19 protein-coding genes and 1 CRISPR repeat array are annotated in these 20,606 nt (G+C 34.4%); of the genes, 6 read left to right on the top strand and 13 right to left on the bottom strand.

The features are described from left to right. Positions 1-22: 22 nt before the first annotated feature. Positions 23-337, top strand: coding sequence for a pyrimidine/purine nucleoside phosphorylase (locus tag ACQY56_RS08130; RefSeq protein WP_428739034.1), 315 nt, complete (start codon positions 23-25; stop codon positions 335-337). Here ACQY56_RS08130 and trxC read toward each other — a convergent pair whose 3' ends face one another. The 5 genes from trxC to purB all read right to left on the bottom strand — a co-directional run bounded on the left by trxC (position 338) and on the right by purB (position 5,667). Next, positions 338-763 (bottom strand): thioredoxin TrxC, encoded by a 426-nt coding sequence (trxC, locus tag ACQY56_RS08125; protein ID WP_428739035.1) that lies wholly within the window; start codon positions 761-763, stop codon positions 338-340. Positions 764-780: 17 nt separating this feature from the next. Next, complete coding sequence (gene fliW / locus ACQY56_RS08120) at positions 781-1,164, bottom strand: flagellar assembly protein FliW (RefSeq protein ID WP_428739036.1); 384 nt, start codon at positions 1,162-1,164, stop codon at positions 781-783. 9 nt (positions 1,165-1,173) lie between these two features. Then, positions 1,174-1,539 carry a hypothetical protein gene (locus ACQY56_RS08115; protein WP_428739037.1) on the bottom strand — a complete coding sequence of 122 codons (366 nt, stop codon included), beginning with the start codon at positions 1,537-1,539 and terminating at the stop codon, positions 1,174-1,176. 1 nt (position 1,540) lies between these two features. Next, a complete protein-coding gene (locus tag ACQY56_RS08110; RefSeq protein WP_428739038.1) occupies positions 1,541-3,907 on the bottom strand; it encodes a ribonucleoside-diphosphate reductase subunit alpha in 2,367 nt (788 codons plus the stop codon). A gap of 422 nt (positions 3,908-4,329) precedes the next feature. Continuing rightward, on the bottom strand, positions 4,330-5,667 hold the full coding sequence (purB, locus tag ACQY56_RS08105) for an adenylosuccinate lyase (RefSeq protein ID WP_428739039.1): 1,338 nt from the start codon (positions 5,665-5,667) through the stop codon (positions 4,330-4,332). Between the two features lie 80 nt (positions 5,668-5,747). Between purB and ACQY56_RS08100 the strand changes: the two genes are divergently transcribed. Further along, positions 5,748-6,659, top strand: coding sequence for a pseudouridine synthase (locus ACQY56_RS08100; RefSeq protein ID WP_428739040.1), 912 nt, complete (start codon positions 5,748-5,750; stop codon positions 6,657-6,659). 386 nt (positions 6,660-7,045) lie between these two features. On the opposite strand, the gene ACQY56_RS08095 is transcribed toward ACQY56_RS08100, so the two are convergent. The 5 genes from ACQY56_RS08095 to hisF all read right to left on the bottom strand — a co-directional run bounded on the left by ACQY56_RS08095 (position 7,046) and on the right by hisF (position 10,412). Beyond that, positions 7,046-7,285: a hypothetical protein gene (locus ACQY56_RS08095; RefSeq protein ID WP_428739041.1), complete on the bottom strand. Its 240-nt coding sequence runs from the start codon at positions 7,283-7,285 to the stop codon at positions 7,046-7,048. A gap of 115 nt (positions 7,286-7,400) precedes the next feature. Continuing rightward, the gene (rlmN, locus tag ACQY56_RS08090) at positions 7,401-8,483 is read right to left on the bottom strand and encodes a 23S rRNA (adenine(2503)-C(2))-methyltransferase RlmN (RefSeq protein WP_428739042.1); all 1,083 of its coding nucleotides are present in this window, start codon (positions 8,481-8,483) and stop codon (positions 7,401-7,403) included. Continuing rightward, complete coding sequence (locus ACQY56_RS08085; RefSeq protein WP_428739043.1) at positions 8,480-9,022, bottom strand: purine-nucleoside phosphorylase; 543 nt, start codon at positions 9,020-9,022, stop codon at positions 8,480-8,482. Before ACQY56_RS08085 ends, rlmN begins: the two co-directional genes overlap by 4 nt. Then, a complete protein-coding gene (locus tag ACQY56_RS08080) occupies positions 9,019-9,651 on the bottom strand; it encodes an NAD(P)H-dependent oxidoreductase (RefSeq protein WP_428739044.1) in 633 nt (210 codons plus the stop codon). Before ACQY56_RS08080 ends, ACQY56_RS08085 begins: the two co-directional genes overlap by 4 nt. A 2-nt stretch (positions 9,652-9,653) precedes the next feature. Further along, on the bottom strand, positions 9,654-10,412 hold the full coding sequence (gene hisF, locus ACQY56_RS08075; RefSeq protein WP_428739045.1) for an imidazole glycerol phosphate synthase subunit HisF: 759 nt from the start codon (positions 10,410-10,412) through the stop codon (positions 9,654-9,656). A gap of 356 nt (positions 10,413-10,768) precedes the next feature. On the opposite strand from hisF, the gene ACQY56_RS08070 reads away from it, so the two are divergent. From ACQY56_RS08070 to ACQY56_RS08060, 3 genes are all read left to right on the top strand, one after another. After that, positions 10,769-11,239 (top strand): CZB domain-containing protein, encoded by a 471-nt coding sequence (locus ACQY56_RS08070; RefSeq protein ID WP_428739958.1) that lies wholly within the window; start codon positions 10,769-10,771, stop codon positions 11,237-11,239. A 61-nt stretch (positions 11,240-11,300) separates the two neighbouring features. Beyond that, positions 11,301-12,077 carry a 16S rRNA (adenine(1518)-N(6)/adenine(1519)-N(6))-dimethyltransferase RsmA gene (gene rsmA, locus ACQY56_RS08065; protein ID WP_428739265.1) on the top strand — a complete coding sequence of 259 codons (777 nt, stop codon included), beginning with the start codon at positions 11,301-11,303 and terminating at the stop codon, positions 12,075-12,077. Positions 12,078-12,086: 9 nt separating this feature from the next. After that, positions 12,087-14,015, top strand: coding sequence for a ribonuclease J (locus ACQY56_RS08060; RefSeq protein WP_428739264.1), 1,929 nt, complete (start codon positions 12,087-12,089; stop codon positions 14,013-14,015). A 94-nt stretch (positions 14,016-14,109) separates the two neighbouring features. Next, positions 14,110-15,465: direct repeats of the CRISPR family, unit length 36 nt; unit sequence GTTATAGCTCCCTTTCTCACTCGGATGTGCTATACT. 168 nt (positions 15,466-15,633) lie between these two features. On the opposite strand, the gene cas2 is transcribed toward ACQY56_RS08060, so the two are convergent. Genes cas2 through cas9 form a run of 3 tightly spaced genes read right to left on the bottom strand, consistent with a single transcriptional unit; the run spans position 15,634 to position 19,784 of the window. Beyond that, positions 15,634-15,957 (bottom strand): CRISPR-associated endonuclease Cas2, encoded by a 324-nt coding sequence (cas2, locus tag ACQY56_RS08055; RefSeq protein WP_428739263.1) that lies wholly within the window; start codon positions 15,955-15,957, stop codon positions 15,634-15,636. Continuing rightward, positions 15,954-16,847 (bottom strand): type II CRISPR-associated endonuclease Cas1, encoded by an 894-nt coding sequence (gene cas1, locus ACQY56_RS08050; RefSeq protein WP_428739262.1) that lies wholly within the window; start codon positions 16,845-16,847, stop codon positions 15,954-15,956. Before cas1 ends, cas2 begins: the two co-directional genes overlap by 4 nt. Before the next feature lie 12 nt (positions 16,848-16,859). Then, positions 16,860-19,784 (bottom strand): type II CRISPR RNA-guided endonuclease Cas9, encoded by a 2,925-nt coding sequence (cas9, locus tag ACQY56_RS08045; RefSeq protein WP_428739261.1) that lies wholly within the window; start codon positions 19,782-19,784, stop codon positions 16,860-16,862. A 234-nt stretch (positions 19,785-20,018) separates the two neighbouring features. Here cas9 and folE point away from each other — a divergent pair, with 234 nt between their 5' ends. Then, entirely contained in the window at positions 20,019-20,603 is a 585-nt protein-coding gene (gene folE / locus ACQY56_RS08040) for a GTP cyclohydrolase I FolE (protein WP_428739260.1), read from the top strand. Positions 20,604-20,606 lie beyond the last annotated feature (3 nt).

The raw sequence follows: 20,606 nt of genomic DNA, 5'->3' as shown, positions 1-20,606 counted from the left end.
ACAAAATTATTTAGGAGTTATAATGTCAAAATTTGAAAATGTAACAATCATAAAAGAAGCAAATATTTATGATGGAGGAAAAGTATCAAGTAGAACAGTTGAGTTTGCTGATGGTACGAGAAAAACTCTCGGAGTAATGTTACCTGGTGAGTACACTTTTAATACGCACGAAGCTGAGATTATGGAGATGATGAGTGGTGAGCTTGATATTCGTCTACCAGGAGAAGATTTTAAAACGTTAAATACACCAGAAACGTTCAGTGTTCCTGCAAATTCTTCATTTGATTTGAAAATCAAAACAGTGACAGATTACTGCTGTTCTTATATTAAAGAGTAATTAATCTGTATATTTATCTATCAATTGCATTAAACTCTCTTTAGGGAGTGCACCTGATACTCTCTCTTTCTCTACTCCATTTTTAAAGATGATAAGAGTAGGGATACTTCTGATTCCAAACCTTGCACCTAATATCTCTTGCGTTTCAGTGTTTACTTTTGCAAATACAGCTTTAAGTGGGTAATGTTTGGCAGCAGCACTAAAATTTGGTGCCATCATTTGACATGGTCCGCACCATGTTGCCCAAAAGTCAACCATAACAGGTAAGTCACTATTAACAATCATATCATCAAAATTTGTACTGATAAGATTAACGGGTTCTGTATCTAAAAGTGAGCTTTTACATTTTCCACAATTTGCTTTTTTGTAAGAATCTTTTTTTGGAACATTATTCACACTAAAACAATGAGGACATACTACTTTCATGATACTTCTCCTAAAAGTTAGTTTTTAAATGACTCTATGCTCTCTGCCATACCATAATCAGGGTATTTTTTTGGATCTAAAATAGCTTGGGCTGCAAAATTATTATCGACATTGATAATAATAGGTGCTAAAAAATTTATTGTTGATTTTTCTAGAGGTTTTTGAATAACTAAAATGTTATATACACTTACTGTAGAGTTTTCATTTATCTCTAGTAGAGCTTTTACGTCTGAAGGGAGGTCAAAGGCATATTGACGCAATAGATTAGGTTTAACCAAGGTAAAAGATATATTTTCATCATTTACATCTACCATGGTAGAAAAAAGAGGATCAATCTCTTTAATCTCAACATCTCTTGTAGTATCAAACCCGTATAAAGTACCTTTTATCTCATACGCCATTTATATCCTTTAAAACTGTCCCTCTTGATATTTAAGAGTTTCACAGATGATATATAAAGAGGAACTCTTTATAGTTGAAATATTATAGCACTCTCCTATACCAAAAGCAAATCTATTTTCATCGTAAATGATACTAATACCATCTTGCATATCTAAAAAGTTTAGTTGATTATCTTCGATAAGGTTAGCGACCTCTACACCACTAAAGAGTAATTCTACTGTTATCCAGTCATATGCTCTTGCTTTGTCCTGTGTAGCTATAATCATTTTTAACTCAAAAGGGTTAATAACTTCTACTGAGCGAAGCTCACCCCCTTTAAAGTTGTCAAACCTTGATAGAAACTCTGAAAGTGCAGGGGAGGTTAAAGGTTTCATTTTATTGACAACCTACACACTCCATAGATCTATCTTCAACATCATTTTTCACTTCAGGTGATTGACTTCTTAAGTAATATGTTGATTTTAAACCTAATCTCCATGCAAGCATATATATCTCATTGAGGTATTTACCACTCGCTTTATCAAGCGTAATAAAGATATTAAGTGATTGTCCTTGATCGATCCATTTTTGTCTAATTGCAGCAGCTTTTATTAGTACTGTTTGGTTTAGATCATAGGCTGGTGTATAGTATGTCCAAGTTTCAGGTGAAAGATTAGGAACAACTACAGGGATAAGTCCACTTAAATTTTCTTCAAACCATTTACGTTTAAATACAGGCTCAATCGCTTGTGTAGTTCCAGTTAAAATAGAGATAGAACTAGTAGGTGCAACAGCCATTAAATAACCGTTTCTCATCCCTTGAGATTTCACTTTAGTACGAAGTTCATCCCATTCATAATTTGAAGCAAACAAACCACCACGATCGATAAGGTTAATAACTTCTGCATTGGCATGATCTTGAGGAAAAATTCCACGAGACCATTTACTCCCTTCAAATTCAGGGTATACCCCTTTTTCAATAGCTAGGTCTGATGAAGCAGAGATAGCGTTATAACAAACAGCTTCCATAACTTCATCTACTTTATCGAAGTGTTGTTGGCTTCCCCATTCTATACCCGCTTCTGCTAACATTTGTGCTTCACCCATAACACCAAGACCAATTGAGCGGCTTCTCATGTTAGTCCGTTTTACTTTTTCAACAGGGTAGAAGTTAAGGTCAATGACATTATCAAGTGCACGAATTGCAATAGGGACAATTCTATCAATATCTTCTTTTGTATTGATACGAGATAAGTTTACAGATGCTAAGTTACAAACAGCAGTCGCACCATCAATCTTTTCTTTCTCAACCACAAAAATCTCTCTACCATTTAATGTGTCAAGAGCTGTTACTTTCTTAGCTGGTTTTTCTATACCGCTATCAACTTTAATGATCTCTTCCTCTTCATGGCTTTCATACGAACCATCTTCAAAAATGAACTTGATTTTATAATGGTTTGGTTGTGTATTTTGGAATATCTCAGTACATAAGTTAGAGCTTCTAATAACACCATAGTGGTCATTTGGATTTGCGCGGTTTGCATTATCTTTAAAACATAAAAATGGTGAACCAGTTTCAAAATAAGATGTAAGAATTTTTTTCCATAAATCTTTTGCTTTTACGCGCTCTCTTATGATGGTTTCATCTTGTTCAAGTTCCATATATCTTTTCTCAAATGCTTCACCATGTAACTCTGTTAACTCTCTTGTATCATAAGGATCAAATAGAGTCCAAATAGCATCTTCTTGAACACGTTTCATAAATAAGTCATTGATCCAAAGAGCAGGGAATAAGTCATGTGCACGACGACGCTCTTCACCAGAGTTCTTTTTCAGGTCTAAAAAGTCATTGATGTCAATATGCCAAGGTTCAAGATAAACAGCAATCGCACCTTTTCTAGTTCCAAGTTGATCTACAGCGATTGCTATGTCATTTGTTATTTTTAGAAATGGTACAGTACCACCTGCTGCATTTTTATGTCCGTCGATGTATGAACCCATTGAGCGAACTTGTGTCCAATCCCAACCAATTCCTCCACCAAACTTAGAAAGCATAGCCATCTCTTGATAACCATCAAAAATACCTTCGATATTATCTGGAGTTGAACCGATATAACATGAACTTAGTTGGTGTCTTGTTGTTCTAGCATTTGAAAGAGTAGGGGTAGCCATCATCACTTCAAATTTTGAGATCATATCGTAGAACTTAATTGCCCACTCTTGACGGTTCTCTTCACGTTGTGCTAAAAACATCGCTATTGCCATAAACATATGTTGAGGAAGTTCTATAGGTTTGTTTTGTCTATCTTTTATAAGATATCTATCGTAAAGTGTTTTTACCCCAAGATAATTAAACTGTAAGTCACGTTCAGGTTTGATATGTTTTTCTAACTCTTTTAGATCGTACATGTCTTTTAAACCTAAAAGGATACGTCCCTCTTTTTCACCACGCTCAAAATATTTTTCTAGTGAGCAATACCCAGTAAACTCATTTACTTCATGATACAAGTTATAAAGAAAAAGTCGAGCTGCTACAAATGTCCAGTTTGGTGCATCGATATCGATCTTATCTACAGCAGTTTTTATAAGAGTTTGTTGTATCTCTTTAGAGGTTATTCCATCGCGAAAATGGAGTTGTGCATCAACTTCGAGTTCACTCTGGCTAACATTAGTCAAATCCTTTACAGCTGCCGAAGTGTATTTTTGAATCTTTGTTACATCTAATGGTTCTGTTCTACCATTTCTTTTTATAACTGTTATCATTAATCATCCTAAGTGTTCGTGAATATTTTGAAAACCAACCACCAATCGTTTTCAAAATTTCACTATAAAAGTAGCTAGATTTTATCCATAGTAAACTTTAAAAATGATGAAATTTTTATGAAATTTATATATATAATTTGTTGTAATATTTCAGATAATTTAAGAGGATTTCGAAACAAATTTTAACTTTGTTTCGAAGTGTTGCTTTGATAAATATTGGAAGTTGTTAAAGACACAAAAAAGTGTCTTTTTAGTGTTTATTTGCCTTGAGTACCTAAAGCGTTTTTATTATAGTTTTTCGGGCTAAAGATTTTTAAAAAAAATCTTTGCTTCTACAAACTATATGCTTTAAGTACTAAAAATTCTTTTACTATAGTTCTACGGGTTACAGATTTTCTTACGAAAATCTATACTCCTGCGAACTATGAATTTTTAGCAAAAACTCTATTAAAGATTGCATCTACATTTTTAGTGTAGTAGTCGTAGTTAAAACATTCGCGGATTTGTTCCTCACTTAGTTTACTTCTAAGTTCCTCATCTGCTAAAAGATGGTTAAGGTAAAGTGATTCACCTTTTTCATTTGTAGTCGGTTTTCCTTGTCCTATCTCTTCCCAAACTTTCATAGCGTTTCTCTGAACGATTCTATAAGCGTCTTCACGGCTTACACCTTGGAGAGGAAGTTCAAGAAGTACACGTTGAGAGAAAACAAGTCCACCTGTAAGGTTTAGGTTTTTCATCATGTTCTCAGGCATAACAGTAAGATTAGCAATTACAGAGTTCATACGGTGAAGCATAAAGTCCGTTGTAATAAATGCATCTGGTAACCAAAAACGCTCAGTAGAAGAATGAGAAATATCTCTTTCATGCCATAAAGCTACGTTTTCCATTGCAGGGATAGAGTAAGCTCTAATCATTCTACAAAGACCAGTAATGTTCTCTGTAAGAATAGGGTTACGTTTATGAGGCATAGCAGATGAACCTTTTTGTCCTTTAGCGAAATACTCTTCAGCTTCATATACTTCTGTTCTTTGTAAATGTCTAACTTGAACAGCAAACTTCTCAACTGAAGAAGCAAGTAATCCTAAAGCAGTTGCAAGTCTTGCATATCTGTCACGGTGAATAACTTGGTTTGAACAAGGCTCAGGTTTTAAACCTAACTCTGCCATTGCTAATTCTTCTAGTTCTAATGGAGCGTGAGCAAAGTTACCCATTGCACCAGAAATTTGACCAACAGAAATAACTTCCATTGTCTCTTCTAAGTTTTTAAGGTGACGTGCAACTTCATCGTACCATACTGCTAAAGTTAATCCAAATGTAATTGGCTCACCATGGATTCCGTGAGAACGTCCAACCATTAAAGTGAACTTGTGTTCTTCAGCACGTTTCTTGATCGACTCCATTAACATCTTTACATCTTCGATTATGATTGTTAAAGAATCTCTCATTTGAAGTGCTACACCAGTATCGACTGCATCTGAAGAAGTCATACCGTAGTGAAACCAACGTGATTCATCACCGAGTGATTCTGAAACAGATGTATTAAAAGCGATAAGATCATGTTTTGTAACTGCTTCGATCTCTTCAATTCTCTCAACAGAGAAAGTAGCGTTTTCTACAATTTTTTTACAATCTTCATCAGGAATAAGACCAATTTTATTCCAAGCTTTTACAGCTGCTTTTTCAACTTCTAACCATGCAGCATATCTTGCATGTTGTGTCCAGTGTTTACTCATCTCTTCACGAGCGTATCTTTCTACCATTTATAACCCTTATATAATATGTTATCATTCGCATAATTTAATAACGTATTTTACTATACAGATAATGAAAGAGGGATTAATTGCCATTTGTAATTGAGAAGTATTTGATAGAGAAAAAACAGAGACTTTTTCTCTACCTTATAAACGAGTTGGGTTATACACAAAAAGAAGCTCAAAGGTTAATAGCAAAAGGAAGAGTTCTTCAAGATGGAAAAGTTATAGATAAAGCTTCTGAGGAAGTTGAAGGTGAGATAGAGTTTATATATTTCAAAGCAATTTCAAAAGGGTTACTTCCTATATATATAGAAAAAGAGTTTGTAGTATATGACAAACCAAGTGGAGTTCTTATTCACCCTCAAAATAGACATACTGAATATTCATTAATAGATGAACTAAAATCTCAATATGGTAATGATGCGAACATTACTCATCGTATCGATCAAGAAACAAGTGGATTGGTTTTGTGTGCTACAAACAAAAAGAGTGAACGAGATATAAAGATCATGTTTCAAGAGAGAGATATGAAAAAAACATATCTAGCAATGGTACACGGTCATTTTGAAAAAGAGCAAATTGTAGAAGCACCATTATTAAGAAAAGAAGATGAGTCAGCTATAGTTAGAATGGTTGTTAAAGTTGATCCAAAGGGGAAACCCTCTAAAACATTTTTTAGACCATTAAAATATTTTCCTGAGCTAGATATGACTTTAGTAGAGTGTAAACCACATACAGGAAGACAACATCAAATCAGGGTGCATTTGTTTCACGTGAAACATCCAATAGTTGGTGATCCAATTTATGGACAAAAAGAGGAAGACATAGTTCGTTTTTTAGATAAAGAATTATCAGTAAAACAAAGAATGAAACTAAGTGGTTGCCGTAGGTTACTGTTACATGCTAATGAGTTGGAATTTGAACTATATAATAAAGTCTATAACATTAAAAGCTCTTTTGAATTTGAAAAAGAGAGTTTAAAACTCTTGTTTATGTGAATAACTTTTTCATTAAGACATCCAATAAAGAAATTTTAAGAAATCACAAAATAAACAATCTTTAACAAAGCCCTAAAACTGGTTGTTTCAAGCAGTTTCATGTTTTTTAGAAAAAGAAATTTTCTATATAAAAAAACTCTTAAATGAGGAGTGAATTTTGAGATTTTTTATCATTAAATGGGAAAATAATTCACATATTAGAACAATGTGTGAATAATACACACTTTGTAATAATTTCGTAATTTTATTTCTATTATAAGTTCATTTAAGCAATGAAAATTGAAAAATATGGACATATTGTTTTTAGAATTTTTATTTAAGAAAAGTAGGGTATTATTACATTTATAGACGACCTCCCTGGTGTGTTGGTCGTCTCTCTTCTAGATTTATACTTCGTTGTATCTTTTTATAATTTTTTTAACGCGAGATCTTAGTTTTTTTATAGCATCTGTACTCGTTTTTCCATCTGCTGTAAGATTTTCAAAATCCTCACCAAGTTGTGCTTTTGCTATCCATCCTATCTTCGCATGGTATTTGATACCAACGAAACGAACATCACCAAAATGGCCTTTACATAATTTATATACTTCTTTTATTCTATCAGCATCTGTTTTCTCTATAGCCATAGTTTTTTCCCTTATTAATTAGTCTTTTTTCGTAGCGGCATATAAAAAACCACCTACACCTACTGCAAATACAATAGTTATAATAATAACTTCAAATATATCAACACTTGTAAAATCACCCATTTAAATCCTTTTGTGTTTTTTCTTTTAATTGACCGCAAGCGGCACTAATATCAATCCCCTTAGAATCCCGAATAGTAGATAAGAGACCATGCTTGATTAAATACTCTTGAAAATTATACATATCTTCATAACTAGGCCTCTCATAACTAGTTCCTGGATAGGGATTGAAATAGATAAGATTTACTTTAGCTTTTATGCCTGAGAGTAGTTTTACAAGTTTTTTAGCACTAGCTATATCATCATTTTTATCTTTTATAACTAAATACTCAAACATAACACGTTTACGAGTATCAATTGGAAAACGTTTTACTGCTTCTATAATAGAATTGATATTATGGGCTTTATTCATTGGAATAAGTTCAGTTCTTAGTTCATCATCAACTGCATGTAAAGAGATTGCTATATGAACTCCTAAATCCATTTTTCCAAGAGCGTCTATCTTATTGCTTAAACCACTTGTACTTACAGTTTGACGTTTTCCCGAGATTGCAAGTCCATCTTCTTCTTTAAATATTTCTATAGCTTTTGCTAGATTATCTAGATTATCGAGTGGTTCACCCATCCCCATATAGACTATATTTATTTTTCTATTGTGTTTATGCTCATTATCGCGTTTTAGGTTTACAACTTGAGCAACAATTTCTCCAGCACTTAAATCTCTCGTAAAACCACCCTTAGCTGTTAAACAAAAGGCACATCCTACTTTACAGCCAACTTGAGTCGAGACACAAATAGTGTACTTTGCTTCTTGGATTAGTTTTCCAGCATCGTCATATTGATCCTCTTTCATTTTAAGCCAAACTGCTTCTACAGTTTTTCCATCTTGAAGTTCAAAAAGGTACTTGATAGTTCCATCACTTGATTCCTCTTTACGAACTATTTTCATAGGGTTTATGACAAACTTTTCTCTCAGTTCCTCTTTGAGATTTTTAGGAATGTTTTTCATATCATCAAAATCTTGAGCATATTGGTGATATAACCAACCATAAATTTGTTTTGCTCGAAAAGAGGGTTTTACTTGTTGGCTTAGCTCTTGTAAGGAAAAATCGTATAGAGATGGTTTTATGTTAGTCATCTTTTTGTTAGTTCCTTAATGCGTTTTTTAGTATGTTCTTCTAAAAGTTTTTTTGCTTTTTCATGATTTTTTACAAAATCTTTATGTGCATTTTCATCTGTATAGTTTGTAACACAAAACACACCACCAGCAGGGATATTGAACTCTTTTGCCACTGAAAGAATTGAAAAAAACTCCATATTTTCTATACCAATGCCATAGTTTAAAAACTTTGCAGATTTGTCTTTACAAGTGCTTATATAGTTGGAGCTGTTGACTATAACATCTTTTGTCTCTTCAGTGTTAGTGGATATAACATTATCAAGAGGTGTATATGCGCAGTTGTCTAAAAAACCAAGCTCTATATTTGCAGCTGTTTTACTCTCAATTATGTCAAATATTTTTGCATTCCCGTAGCTTCCAGCAGTTCCAACAAAGAGTAAAAACTCTGGTTTGTCAAATAAACAAAGACGCGTTATATTCATTGCACTCTCTATTAATCCAACGCCCATAGGAGTGGCAAAATCAAATGTTTCATTGTTTCCAGCACAGATTATCATTGTTTGAACTCACACATCTCATCAAGAGAGAGTCTAAATTTTGCAGGTTGAGGATTTATTCTATAACCAAATGTACAAACTAAAGATATCTCTTCTTCGCTGAGATCAATTTCAAGTGTTTTTTCAAGGTTTTCTTTCTCAAAACCCTCAATTGGGCAGGAATCTATACCAAGCAAAGCAGCAGAGGTTATCATCGAGCTAAACATTATGTACGCTTGACGAGTTCCCCATTCATAGATATCATCAGACTTGAGGGTTTTGTGAAAGTTTGCATACACTTGCATATATTTATCTTGTGCCTCTTGAGCTAGTCCCCTTTGGGCAAATTTAGCTTTTGTCCATTCACTATAAGGCTTTAAATCTTTTGTTTTTGTTTTAAAAACTACCAAATGTGAGCATGAGTCTATTTGGTTTTGATTCCAACATAGAGGTTTTAGCTTTGCTTTTAGCTCTTGATTTGTTATAACAATTAGTCTCACACCTTCCATACCAAAAGAGGTAGGTGAGAGTCTAGCAGTCTCTAAAACAAACTCAAAATCTTTATCTGAAATCTTTTTGCTTTCATCAAATAGTTTACATGCGTGACGAAACTCATATGCTTTTAAAAGAGTTTGTTTTAAATCTTGCACTCTTATAACCTTACAGGGATATTGTTTTCATGTAGGTAGTGTTTGAGTTCCATGATATCAATCTCTTTATAGTGAAAGATACTCGCTGCAAGTGCTGCATCTGCTCCAGCATTAAAAGCATCTTTAATGTGCTCCATTGTTCCAGCACCACCACTCGCAATGACAGGAACATTCACAGCTTCTGAGATAGCTTTGGTAATATCCAGCTCAAAACCAGCTTTTGTACCATCTGTATCCATAGAAGTAAGGAGTATCTCTCCACTTCCACGCCCTACTGCTTCTTTTGCCCACTCAATAGCATCTATACCAGTATCAACACGTCCACCATTGAGGTATACATTGTATCTATCTCCAGTCTTTTTTACATCGATTGCAGTAACTATACATTGACTACCAAATCTTTTAGCACCTTCATCTATAAGTTCAGGACGTTTAATTGCAGCGGAGTTTACACTTACTTTATCACAGCCTACATTGAGTAGTTTATAGATGTCATCAAGTTTACGAATCCCACCACCAACAGTTAAGGGGATAAATATTTCACGAGCTACTTGTGCAACGATATCTACAATTGTGTCACGATTATCTGAAGAGGCTGTAATATCTAAAAAAGTGATTTCATCAGCTCCCTCTTCATTATAACGGCGAGCAACTTCAACAGGATCACCTGCATCTTGTAAACCAACAAAGTTAACACCTTTGACAACACGACCATCTTTTACATCCAAACAAGGGATGATTCTTTTAGCAAAATAATTCATGTGGGTATTATATCTTTTATGATGTTTATATATGCTTAGAGTTTTGTTGATATATTTTGGTGCTTTAAACAAGTTGGAGTAGTCCTTGCTCGTTCTTCGGACATCATCTGTAGTTCTCATTCAATTAGAATAAGTCCTCGCCCGTCCTTCGGACATGGTCGGCGGTTCCAACACTAAAAACGACAAGAAATTGTCGTTTTCTTAACGTGTTTCACGTGAAACATGTGATAAAATTATGTTAATATATTATAACAGACTAAAATTGTGATAAATTTTGCTTGTTTTAGAAATTTTTAAATATAATGGCAATATAATATTTACTAATGATAGAACTATATCTTCTAATAGGATAAAACATGACAAAAGAAGAGGTACTGGAGCATTTAAGAGCAGCCAAGTCTGCACATATTAAATGGGTTCAAAAAGCGAAATTACTTATTAATGGTGTAGATATAGAAGAGGGTGCTATCCCTGTTGACTCTACAGAGTGTAAATTTGGAAAATGGTTTTATAGTGATGGGCAAGTGTTAAATGGTCTCTCAAATAATCCACTAGAGTGTATGCAAGGGATTGAAAAACTACATTTCAATCTTCATGACCAATACCTCAAGATTTTTAATATCTATTTTTCTCAAGAAAAAAAAGCTGGTTTTTTTGCAAAACTTTTTGGATTTAAAAGAAAAGAGATTACAAAAACAGAACATGAACTCGCAGAAACTTATTATAAAGAGATGGAAGAGATTTCAAGACAACTTTTAGATGAGATAAATCGCTTAGAGCGTCGTTTAATAGCGATTCCAGAAGAAAAGATTGCGCAATTAGTCTAAAAAGGAAAAATTTATGATATTATTACCTTCATGTAAGGAATAATATTATAAACTCCTAAGCATGAATAACCATAATGTTGTGGCTAAAAAGAAATTTGGACAAAATTTCTTGCAAGACCAAGAAGTTTTGAGAAAAATCGTCGAAGCGATGCCCAAAAATGACAATAAAATTGTTGAAATTGGACCTGGCTTAGGTGATTTAACTAAGTTCTTAGTTGATGTCAAAAGTGTAGAAGCTTTTGAGGTAGATACCGATTTATGTAAACTGTTACAAAGTAAATTTGAAGAAGAGATCAATACCAAGCGACTCCATATAAATAGTGGGGATGTTTTAGAAGCTTGGCAGAGTGAGCTTATAGATGAGCCGTATGACTTAGTGGCAAATTTGCCCTATTATATAGCTACGAACATCATTTTAAAAGCCCTTGCAGATTCGATGTGTAAAAATATACTTGTAATGGTACAACTTGAAGTTGCAGAGAAGTTTTGTGCAAGTGAAGGTGAAAAAGTTTTTGGTTCTTTGGGAGTCATTACCCAAAGTGTTGGAGAGGCTAACATTATAGTCAAAGTTCCACCAACCGCTTTTGATCCACAGCCAAAGGTTGATTCCGCAGTTTTTCTTATAAAGAAGCAAAAAGATAGATCAGACAGTGCTTTTGAGGCATATTTGAGAGTTGCATTCACACAGCCTCGAAAAACACTGATGAAAAATCTCTCTTCGAAGTATGATAAACAAAAACTCCAAGTAGCTTTTAGTGAATTAGAGCTTTTATCGACTATCCGCCCACATCAGGTTTCAACTAAGGACTATCACCAACTCTATAAAAAAATAATATAAGGAGTTTGGATGGCAGAAGAGACTACAGAGGTACAACAAAAACCTCAAACAGATCGCAAACCAAATCAAAATAGAAGAAACAATAACAATCGCAGACCAAATGCAAACGCTAAAACTGGTGATGAAAAAAAACCAGCAGCTAACAACAATAGAAGTAGAAGTGGCTCACGTGGACGTAAACAGTCTACACCAGTTGATGAAAACCTCAAAGCTTTTGTAGTAAAAAATCAAGAATCTCACAAACAAAGACTTAACCCTCACTATAAGCTTGATCTCAACTCTAAAGCAAAAGTACGCATAACTCCACTTGGTGGTTTAGGTGAAATTGGTGGAAATATTGCTGTTTTTGAAACTGAAAATGAAGCAATTTTGATCGACGTTGGGATGAGTTTCCCTGATGGTGAGATGCATGGTGTTGATATTCTAATCCCTGATTTTTCATATATCAGAGAGATAAAAAATAAAATCGTTGGTGTGATTATTACCCACGCTCACGAAGATCACATCGGTGCGATGCCATACCTTTACAAAGAGATGCAGTTCCCAATTTATGGGACACCACTTCCACTTGCGATGATTGGAAATAAGTTTGATGAGCATCATCTAAAAGATTGTAGAAGATTTTTCAATCCTATTGAAAAGCGTCAAGTATATAAAATCGGTAATGACTTTGAGATCGAGTGGATGCATATGACTCACTCTATTGTAGATTCTTCAGCACTTGCTATCACTACTGAAGCGGGAACTATCATCCATACGGGTGACTTTAAAATTGACCACACGCCAGTTGATGGATACCCAGCTGATTTACATCGTTTAGCACATTATGGAGATAAAGGGGTACTTTGTTTACTTAGTGACTCAACAAACTCACATAACCCAAATCCAACACCATCAGAGTTAACAGTCGCTCCAGCACTTGACCGTGTGTTTTATAGAGCTGAGGGGAGGGTAATCCTTTCAACATTTAGCTCAAATATTCACCGTGTATACCAAGCTATCCAGTATGGTATAAAGTATGGGCGTAAAGTGTGTGTTATTGGGCGTAGTATGGAGCGTAATATTGAGATAGCAATGCAGTATGACTATATCCGCTTTCCAAAAAATATCTTCGTTGATGCCGAAGAAGTTTCTCGTATGAACGATAAAGATGTACTCATTGTTACAACTGGTTCACAAGGGGAAGCAAACTCGGCACTTTTTAGAATGAGTATAGGTGAGCATAGACACATTAAGATTAAACCAACAGATTTAATTGTCCTCTCTTCTAGACCAATCCCTGGGAATGAGGGAAGTATCTCAAATATGATGAACTTTATCCAAAGATGTGGTGCACAAGTAGCTATGGATAGAGATATTCACGTTTCAGGTCACGCTTCGATAGAAGAGCAAAAGCTAATGCTTCGTTTGGTTAATCCTAAGTTTTTCTTACCTGTTCATGGTGAATTTAACCATGTTATGAAGCACAAAGAGACAGCTATCATGTGTGGAGTTCCTGAGAGAAATATTTTACTTATGACAGATGGTGAGCAGATTGAAGTAGCACCAAAATATATGAGAAAAGTAAAAACTGTCAAAACTGGTAAAACATACATCGACAACCAAAATAACCTTGAGATCGAAGATGATATCGTAATCGATCGTCAAAAGTTAGCTAACGATGGTGTTGTTATGTTAGTTGTTGAAGTGAGTGAGCAAGATGGCAAAATGCTTAACAAACCAAAAGTAACGTCATTTGGTCTTGTAGCAGATAAAAAAGATAAAGCTTTTGCAAAAGAGATGGAAGATGTAATAGAACATTTTCTAATCAATATGAAGCCAGGGCTTATCAACAACCATAAAGCTTTTGAAGCAGATTTACGTCAAGCTGTACGTAAACATATCTACAGAAGAATGAAAAAGTATCCACTTATCGTTCCACATACTTTTATACATTAATCTTTTATGAGTGCATTTTTATGCATTCATACTAATCTCTTTTCTCACTCGGATGTGCTATACTTGAACCGTTTGGATCATATGTAAGTAGTTTGTTATAGCTCCCTTTCTCACTCGGATGTGCTATACTTGGATAATCCATGATCTGAATATCTCGATCGTTATAGCTCCCTTTCTCACTCGGATGTGCTATACTGTTATGGTATCAAGTTTTGTAAGTTTTACAGTTATAGCTCCCTTTCTCACTCGGATGTGCTATACTTTTACATTCTTTTGAAGTCGTTAACTATCGGTTATAGCTCCCTTTCTCACTCGGATGTGCTATACTGATTGCTTATCTCAAACCACAATTGATAGAGTTATAGCTCCCTTTCTCACTCGGATGTGCTATACTAAAGGGGATTAGATGATATTTAGATACAGTGTTATAGCTCCCTTTCTCACTCGGATGTGCTATACTAGAGCACAACAACAATTAGCTCAAGCTCAAGTTATAGCTCCCTTTCTCACTCGGATGTGCTATACTCTTTATCCTGAATATAAAGCTAATCGGAAAGTTATAGCTCCCTTTCTCACTCGGATGTGCTATACTTACTTGGTTTTTCTAATGATGATAAAGAGAGTTATAGCTCCCTTTCTCACTCGGATGTGCTATACTAGAAATAAAATGTAATCCTTTTAGTAATAGGTTATAGCTCCCTTTCTCACTCGGATGTGCTATACTATATGTCTAAGCCTCACATCTTTTATGATTGTTATAGCTCCCTTTCTCACTCGGATGTGCTATACTTGATGATTTGCAAGAGCAGCAAGATATCCAGTTATAGCTCCCTTTCTCACTCGGATGTGCTATACTCGTGACAAACAAGTTCCATGGTGGGAATAAGTTATAGCTCCCTTTCTCACTCGGATGTGCTATACTTCACACTATTACGACACGTGATCGCTTTGGGTTATAGCTCCCTTTCTCACTCGGATGTGCTATACTTGTCTTGATGGTGGCTAGTCGTAAGTATACGTTATAGCTCCCTTTCTCACTCGGATGTGCTATACTATGATCTTTAAAGTTTCCTCAGCTTCATTTGTTATAGCTCCCTTTCTCACTCGGATGTGCTATACTACTTTTACCTTTGTTACTCTTTTTTCAAACGTTATAGCTCCCTTTCTCACTCGGATGTGCTATACTGAATGCTTGCATGACCAGAGTTTGTCTATGGTTATAGCTCCCTTTCTCACTCGGATGTGCTATACTGTAACTTACTATTCAATTGATGGTGCGACAGTTATAGCTCCCTTTCTCACTCGGATGTGCTATACTGTTACTGAATGTATATGTGTAATATCTTCCGTTATAGCTCCCTTTCTCACTCGGATGTGCTATACTCTTCATAAATATTAAAAAACTGCTCTTTAAGTTATAGCTCCCTTTCTCACTCGGATGTGCTATACTACAAGCTTCTAGAACCCTTATATTAGGGGTTCTACAACAGATGTTTCTTTAAAAAAAATATTTAAACTTCTAAAAATTTACCAATAAAGTTGTATTTTTTTGTTGAGTATACATACTAAAAACATACACTTTTTGAAAAAATAATCATAAATTTTGTTTCAATTTTACTCAAAAAAGTAAAAGTTGCTTTTTTTCTAGTTTTTCCTCTTGGGTCTTGATCCCTATAACAGTTTCCATTTTTGAGTACTGTAGATCTGTGATAGAGATCATCCGCACATTTCCTTTTGGGGGTATATGATCTTTGACACGCTTTTTGTGAGTTTCAACACTATCATCTCCCTTGCAAATTCTTGTGTATACAGAAAATTGCATCATAATAAAACCATCTTTTAGTAAGTGGTTACGAAATTGTGTGTATTTACGTCGATCTTTTTTTGTTTTTGTTGGTAGGTCAAAAAATACAAACAACCACATAAACTTTTGCTCTTTCATGCTATCTCTGGAAGTTTTAGATGATTTACATCATTATGTTTCAATGCTTTTACAAAACTGTATGCCATGATGTCACATATACTCACTATTGTGACATTTTCATTATTCAAACGCATCTGCATATTTAAGATATTTATGAGTGCAGATTTTACACTCACACCCATCTCTACAGCTAGCTCATCTTCTAATTCTAACTTTTTCACAACCATATCAACCATTGGCCTAAGAGGCTCGATCATATCATCGGCTAAATTATAAGCATTAAGCTCAGAACTATGAAATACTCCAAAAGTAGGTAAAAGTCCATACGCTACAAGTGATCTAGCTACTGCACCTCGTACAATGGCGTAACCATAATTAAGTGCTATATTTTTTGGATCAAGTGCTTTTTGATCACGGGTAAATCGATCAAAAAAAAGTTTCCAGTATTTTCTAGCAGCTAAAGCTTCTAGATTTTCACTATCACCTGATTTTACTTTGTCTTTTAAAACTTCTAGTTGCATATTTTCTTTTTCAAACTTATGAAGCATTGCTGATTGGTTAGTGATTTTTTGAGTGATGATCTTTTGCCAAAATTGTTTTTTTAGAGGTAGTTTCATAGCTGTTTGTATATGGGCTATTTGAGAGAGCCTTGAGTGTTGATGAAAAGGGGTAAAACAACCATTTGGTATATGAAAACTATCACAGCTAAACATCGCTATATTTTTTTCAGCAATCTGACTTAAAAGTGCAGTTGTTATAGTCGCTTGATTTGTTTCAAGAACTATAACAGTTATATCTTCGAGGGGAACTTTTATGCTCTCTTCTTCGTAGGGTTTATAGACAAGTTGCATATCTTTTAGACTTAACTTACAAGGTTTTGTTACCAGTATACTTCTCCAAGCAGCCATCACTCTCCCCTTTTATTTTTGCTTTTTTGTTCCTTGACGTTTTTCCTGTTTTACTTCAACATAATTGCCCAATGGATCGACTTGATATTTTTTTATAAAGACAAGGTTTTGAGCACCATATTGATATTCCTGAGAAGCATCATGCGCTTTAATTGTTATTTGGGCAGTACCACTATGAGTGCTATCGTAATATCCTAAAATTTGTACTGACTCTTTTTTTGGAGTTTGTTTTGTTTTTATCCCGATCAAATCGTTTTTATAAAAAGAAAACATAAACTCATATTCTTCATCCATCTCAAGCCAAGGCTTATTTCCAGCGACTATTGCTTTATTTGGTAATGTCTCTTTGACAAAATCGCTTACATAAATTGGAACAATATAGTACTTTTTAGTCTTTTTATGCTGAAATAAGTCTATACGAGGCATACCATCATTTAAAGCTATTCCATGTTTTAATTTGACATTATTTTTACTACTATTACCTTTGAGAGTGTCAATTTTTCCATCCTCTTTTTTTACACTCATCGTTTTAGGACTATAGACTGTTTCTTTATGTGCAGAACCTCCAACTTTTCTACGAGGCATAAAAGAAACAAAAATCGTTTCAATGCTTTCTTGAACTTTCGCTCCAAAATCTTCCATAGGTGGTTCAAACTTGATCTTCTTTGCTTTTTCCTCTTTTTTCTCGTAGATAAACCCTTCTCTTTTTGAGGATGTTTCTGAGAGTTTTTGTACCTGAGATTGAGTAGAAAATGCTACTATGATCGCATCTTCTGCATGGTGTAAATGGGTTTGCCTGTTTTTATCTCCAACTCCCCATTTGTAACGAAGCTGAGTTGTTAGCATTCCATTTCTAGTAAATACGTGCTGTTTATCTTTGGATTCTTTAAATGCTATATGTGCCTCTATATAATTTTTTACAAATTTAGCTATATAAGATGTATCGTTTTTATTTCTTTCTTTGAAAGTTTGCTCACTACTTTGATCAAAGTTGGTTTTTGTAAGTCTGCTTTTTTTGGCTTGTTTTAAGTTTTTTAGCCCTTCAATTCGTCCAACAAACTCTTGCCATTCTTTTGCGTCTTTATCTGATCCAAAATACTCAAACGGAGTTTTATTCCCCTTATTCTGATTCTCTTTTGTCAAGCAAAGTACTTTGTTGTTGAGTGAATCATCTAATGATCTGCTATATGGCAATACATGATCAACTTCTGTAGCATATGGATCACATAGCGTGTGTGGATCAATATATTTTCCACTATAGATACACTCTTTGTTTTGCTCTTTCCAAAGACGAAATTTTAAAAGTTCTTTTGCATTTGGTTCTTTGCCTAAAACCTCTATAGCATGCACTTTTGCTTCCTCTTTTTGTGTCTGAAACTCCTCTTGGGCTTTGCTAATCTCATTTCTATCTTTGTGCGATTTTTTTATATCTCTAGTCACTTCAACATGCACAGCATCCAATGCTCCATATTTTCTGGCAAGTGCATTGTAAACCAAACGCATTTGTGCTATTGCACGTTTTACTACAGGGTTTGTCATCTCTAAATTTTCTTGAGGAGTTAAAGGTGGGAGTAAAAGTGTTTTATCTCCTTGAAAAACCGCCTTAAAGTCATAACCAGCCATCTCACAAGCTTTATCATAATCTAAGCCATTAGCAAGGTGCGGATTGATTTTTTGCAATGCTTTTATACTTACATGCCCAAACCCTGAAAAAGAGAGTGTCAAAAGTGCTTGACATACTGTTTCATTACTAATAATTTGACGAAGCTTTTCTAATGATTTGTTATCATCTTTTTCGGTACTCAATATCTCTGCAATCTTATCAAGTTGCTCATTGTCATTTTCAATTTTTGACCAGTATAGATGATCAGCATTTTCTAGAACTTTTTTTAGTTTTACAAATGCACTAAACTCTAATAGCTTAGTGTTTTCAGGCTCTTTTGTTTCCCCTGTTTTATGGTCAAAATAGCTTAAACCTTTAAACTGTACAATTTCATCAAATCCTAAAAACTTCTTTAATTGTTTATAACTCAATGATGAAACGGTTTTTGCCTTTTCTACAACTTGTAATATCTGCTCTTTTGAGAGTGTAATTTCCTCATCTTGTGTAATAATTCTTAGGTTTTTTAGTTTTTGTAAGGCTCGAAATGTCTCAAAACTTATACTTGCTTTTGGTGCTCTTTTTTGTGAAGTTTCAAATGGACAATTTGCCACCATCCCTTCAACAGATTTTAAAGGTCGTTGAGTAAAAGCTATCGTTTTATACTCTTGCAAAAGAGTATCATTTACTAAGGTGTTTCCATACTCTTTTTGTTTTGCAAAAATAGTCTCTATCTCATATTCAAGCATCGCTCTGGAGATCGAATTTTCGTAGTTACCTTTTGAGTTTCTTTTTTTATCTTTTGTAGATAAATATTCTCCTATAGTAAGATAACTTTTTTCGTCTAAAATTTTTTCATTATGACTTATTCCACCAAGTACAGCTTTACCTTCTTTATCGTCTTTTCTTGGTTGATCGCTTTTTCTATTTGAAAAATATCCACGATGTTTTGCGATGTGGATCATTACACGAGCGAGTTCTTTATTGTCTAGTTTCTGGTAAAGTGCATTTCTACGAAGTTGCCATACATCTTTTTGGTTTTTATTACCAATAAAAAGATGTTCTAACTCTTGAAGTGTTATTATCTTGTATTTTTGAAGTAGTCGTTTTATAGCCCTTACTTTTTGAGCTTTGCGTTTTGTGGTGCGTCTAGCTGATCTCGCTTCTCGTCTTGGAAGTGCCAAAGACTTCCCATCTTTTGGGTGTTCTGCGATTGTAAAAATCCGAACACCACTATCAATTATTTTATTATTTAGATTATTTTCTTTATCAATTAAAATAAGTGCCCATCCAATTGATGTAATACCTACATCTAATCCTAATATAAGTTTTGACATTTAATTCCCTTTTAATAGAAACAATTATATCATAACGGATATAGTTTATCCGAGTGAGAAACGAATGGGCTATAATAAACAGGTTATGGTTCCTGTGCAAGGCTCTGAACATTGTTCATCCGAAAAGTTTTATAACTTCAAAAACCAATTTTCTCCAAAAACTTTTTTTATACATTTCTTTCTCAGTAATATCTTGCTAATATATCAACAATAACTTTTTTTAAAGGCAAAATCTTGTCAGAAAATAAAAACACAGAATTTGAAAACGCTATAAAACTGATAATGCAACATGTGGGTGAAGACCCCTCTCGTGAAGGGCTATTAGACACCCCTCAACGTGTGAGAAAAGCTTTTGAGTTTATGTATGGCGGGTACAAAGAGAACCCAGAAGAGATTCTCTCATCAGCTCTTTTTACAACAAGCAATGATGAGATGGTACTTGTAAAAGACATAGAGTTTTATTCCAATTGTGAACATCATCTCTTGCCAATCATAGGGCATGTACATGTAGCATACATCCCAAATGGCAAAGTGGTTGGGCTTTCAAAGATTCCTCGTGTTGTGAATGTTTTTGCACGTCGTATGCAGATTCAAGAGCAACTTACAGAACAGATAGCAGATGCTATCATGACGACAATCGAGCCTAAAGGTGTGGCTGTAGTTGTCCAAGCTAGACATATGTGTATGGAGATGAGGGGAGTTGAGAAGATCAATTCCACAACTACATCTTCAGCACTGCGTGGTTTGTTCAAATCAGATAATAAAACAAGAGCAGAGTTTTTCTCACTTATAAACTCTCCATCAGGAAATAAATTTTAACCC

This window comes from Sulfurimonas sp. (genome assembly GCF_050296975.1).
Lineage (GTDB): Bacteria > Campylobacterota > Campylobacteria > Campylobacterales > Sulfurimonadaceae > Sulfurimonas.
The sequence above is the reverse complement of the archived record's forward strand: the minus strand, read 5'-3'. Positions and strand labels throughout refer to the sequence as shown.

Excerpts from the sequence above, each read along its gene's own strand:
- ACQY56_RS08130 (WP_428739034.1), top strand. The coding sequence starts at position 23 with ATGTCAAAATTTGAAAATGTAACAATCATAAAAGAAGCAAATATTTAT.
- trxC (WP_428739035.1), bottom strand. The coding sequence starts at position 763 with ATGAAAGTAGTATGTCCTCATTGTTTTAGTGTGAATAATGTTCCAAAA.
- fliW (WP_428739036.1), bottom strand. The coding sequence starts at position 1,164 with ATGGCGTATGAGATAAAAGGTACTTTATACGGGTTTGATACTACAAGA.
- ACQY56_RS08115 (WP_428739037.1), bottom strand. The coding sequence starts at position 1,539 with ATGAAACCTTTAACCTCCCCTGCACTTTCAGAGTTTCTATCAAGGTTT.
- ACQY56_RS08110 (WP_428739038.1), bottom strand. The coding sequence starts at position 3,907 with ATGATAACAGTTATAAAAAGAAATGGTAGAACAGAACCATTAGATGTA.
- purB (WP_428739039.1), bottom strand. The coding sequence starts at position 5,667 with ATGGTAGAAAGATACGCTCGTGAAGAGATGAGTAAACACTGGACACAA.
- ACQY56_RS08095 (WP_428739041.1), bottom strand. The coding sequence starts at position 7,285 with ATGGCTATAGAGAAAACAGATGCTGATAGAATAAAAGAAGTATATAAA.
- rlmN (WP_428739042.1), bottom strand. The coding sequence starts at position 8,483 with ATGACTAACATAAAACCATCTCTATACGATTTTTCCTTACAAGAGCTA.
- ACQY56_RS08085 (WP_428739043.1), bottom strand. The coding sequence starts at position 9,022 with ATGATAATCTGTGCTGGAAACAATGAAACATTTGATTTTGCCACTCCT.
- hisF (WP_428739045.1), bottom strand. The coding sequence starts at position 10,412 with ATGAATTATTTTGCTAAAAGAATCATCCCTTGTTTGGATGTAAAAGAT.
- ACQY56_RS08070 (WP_428739958.1), top strand. The coding sequence starts at position 10,769 with ATGACAAAAGAAGAGGTACTGGAGCATTTAAGAGCAGCCAAGTCTGCA.
- rsmA (WP_428739265.1), top strand. The coding sequence starts at position 11,301 with ATGAATAACCATAATGTTGTGGCTAAAAAGAAATTTGGACAAAATTTC.
- ACQY56_RS08060 (WP_428739264.1), top strand. The coding sequence starts at position 12,087 with ATGGCAGAAGAGACTACAGAGGTACAACAAAAACCTCAAACAGATCGC.
- cas2 (WP_428739263.1), bottom strand. The coding sequence starts at position 15,957 with ATGAAAGAGCAAAAGTTTATGTGGTTGTTTGTATTTTTTGACCTACCA.
- cas1 (WP_428739262.1), bottom strand. The coding sequence starts at position 16,847 with ATGGCTGCTTGGAGAAGTATACTGGTAACAAAACCTTGTAAGTTAAGT.
- cas9 (WP_428739261.1), bottom strand. The coding sequence starts at position 19,784 with ATGTCAAAACTTATATTAGGATTAGATGTAGGTATTACATCAATTGGA.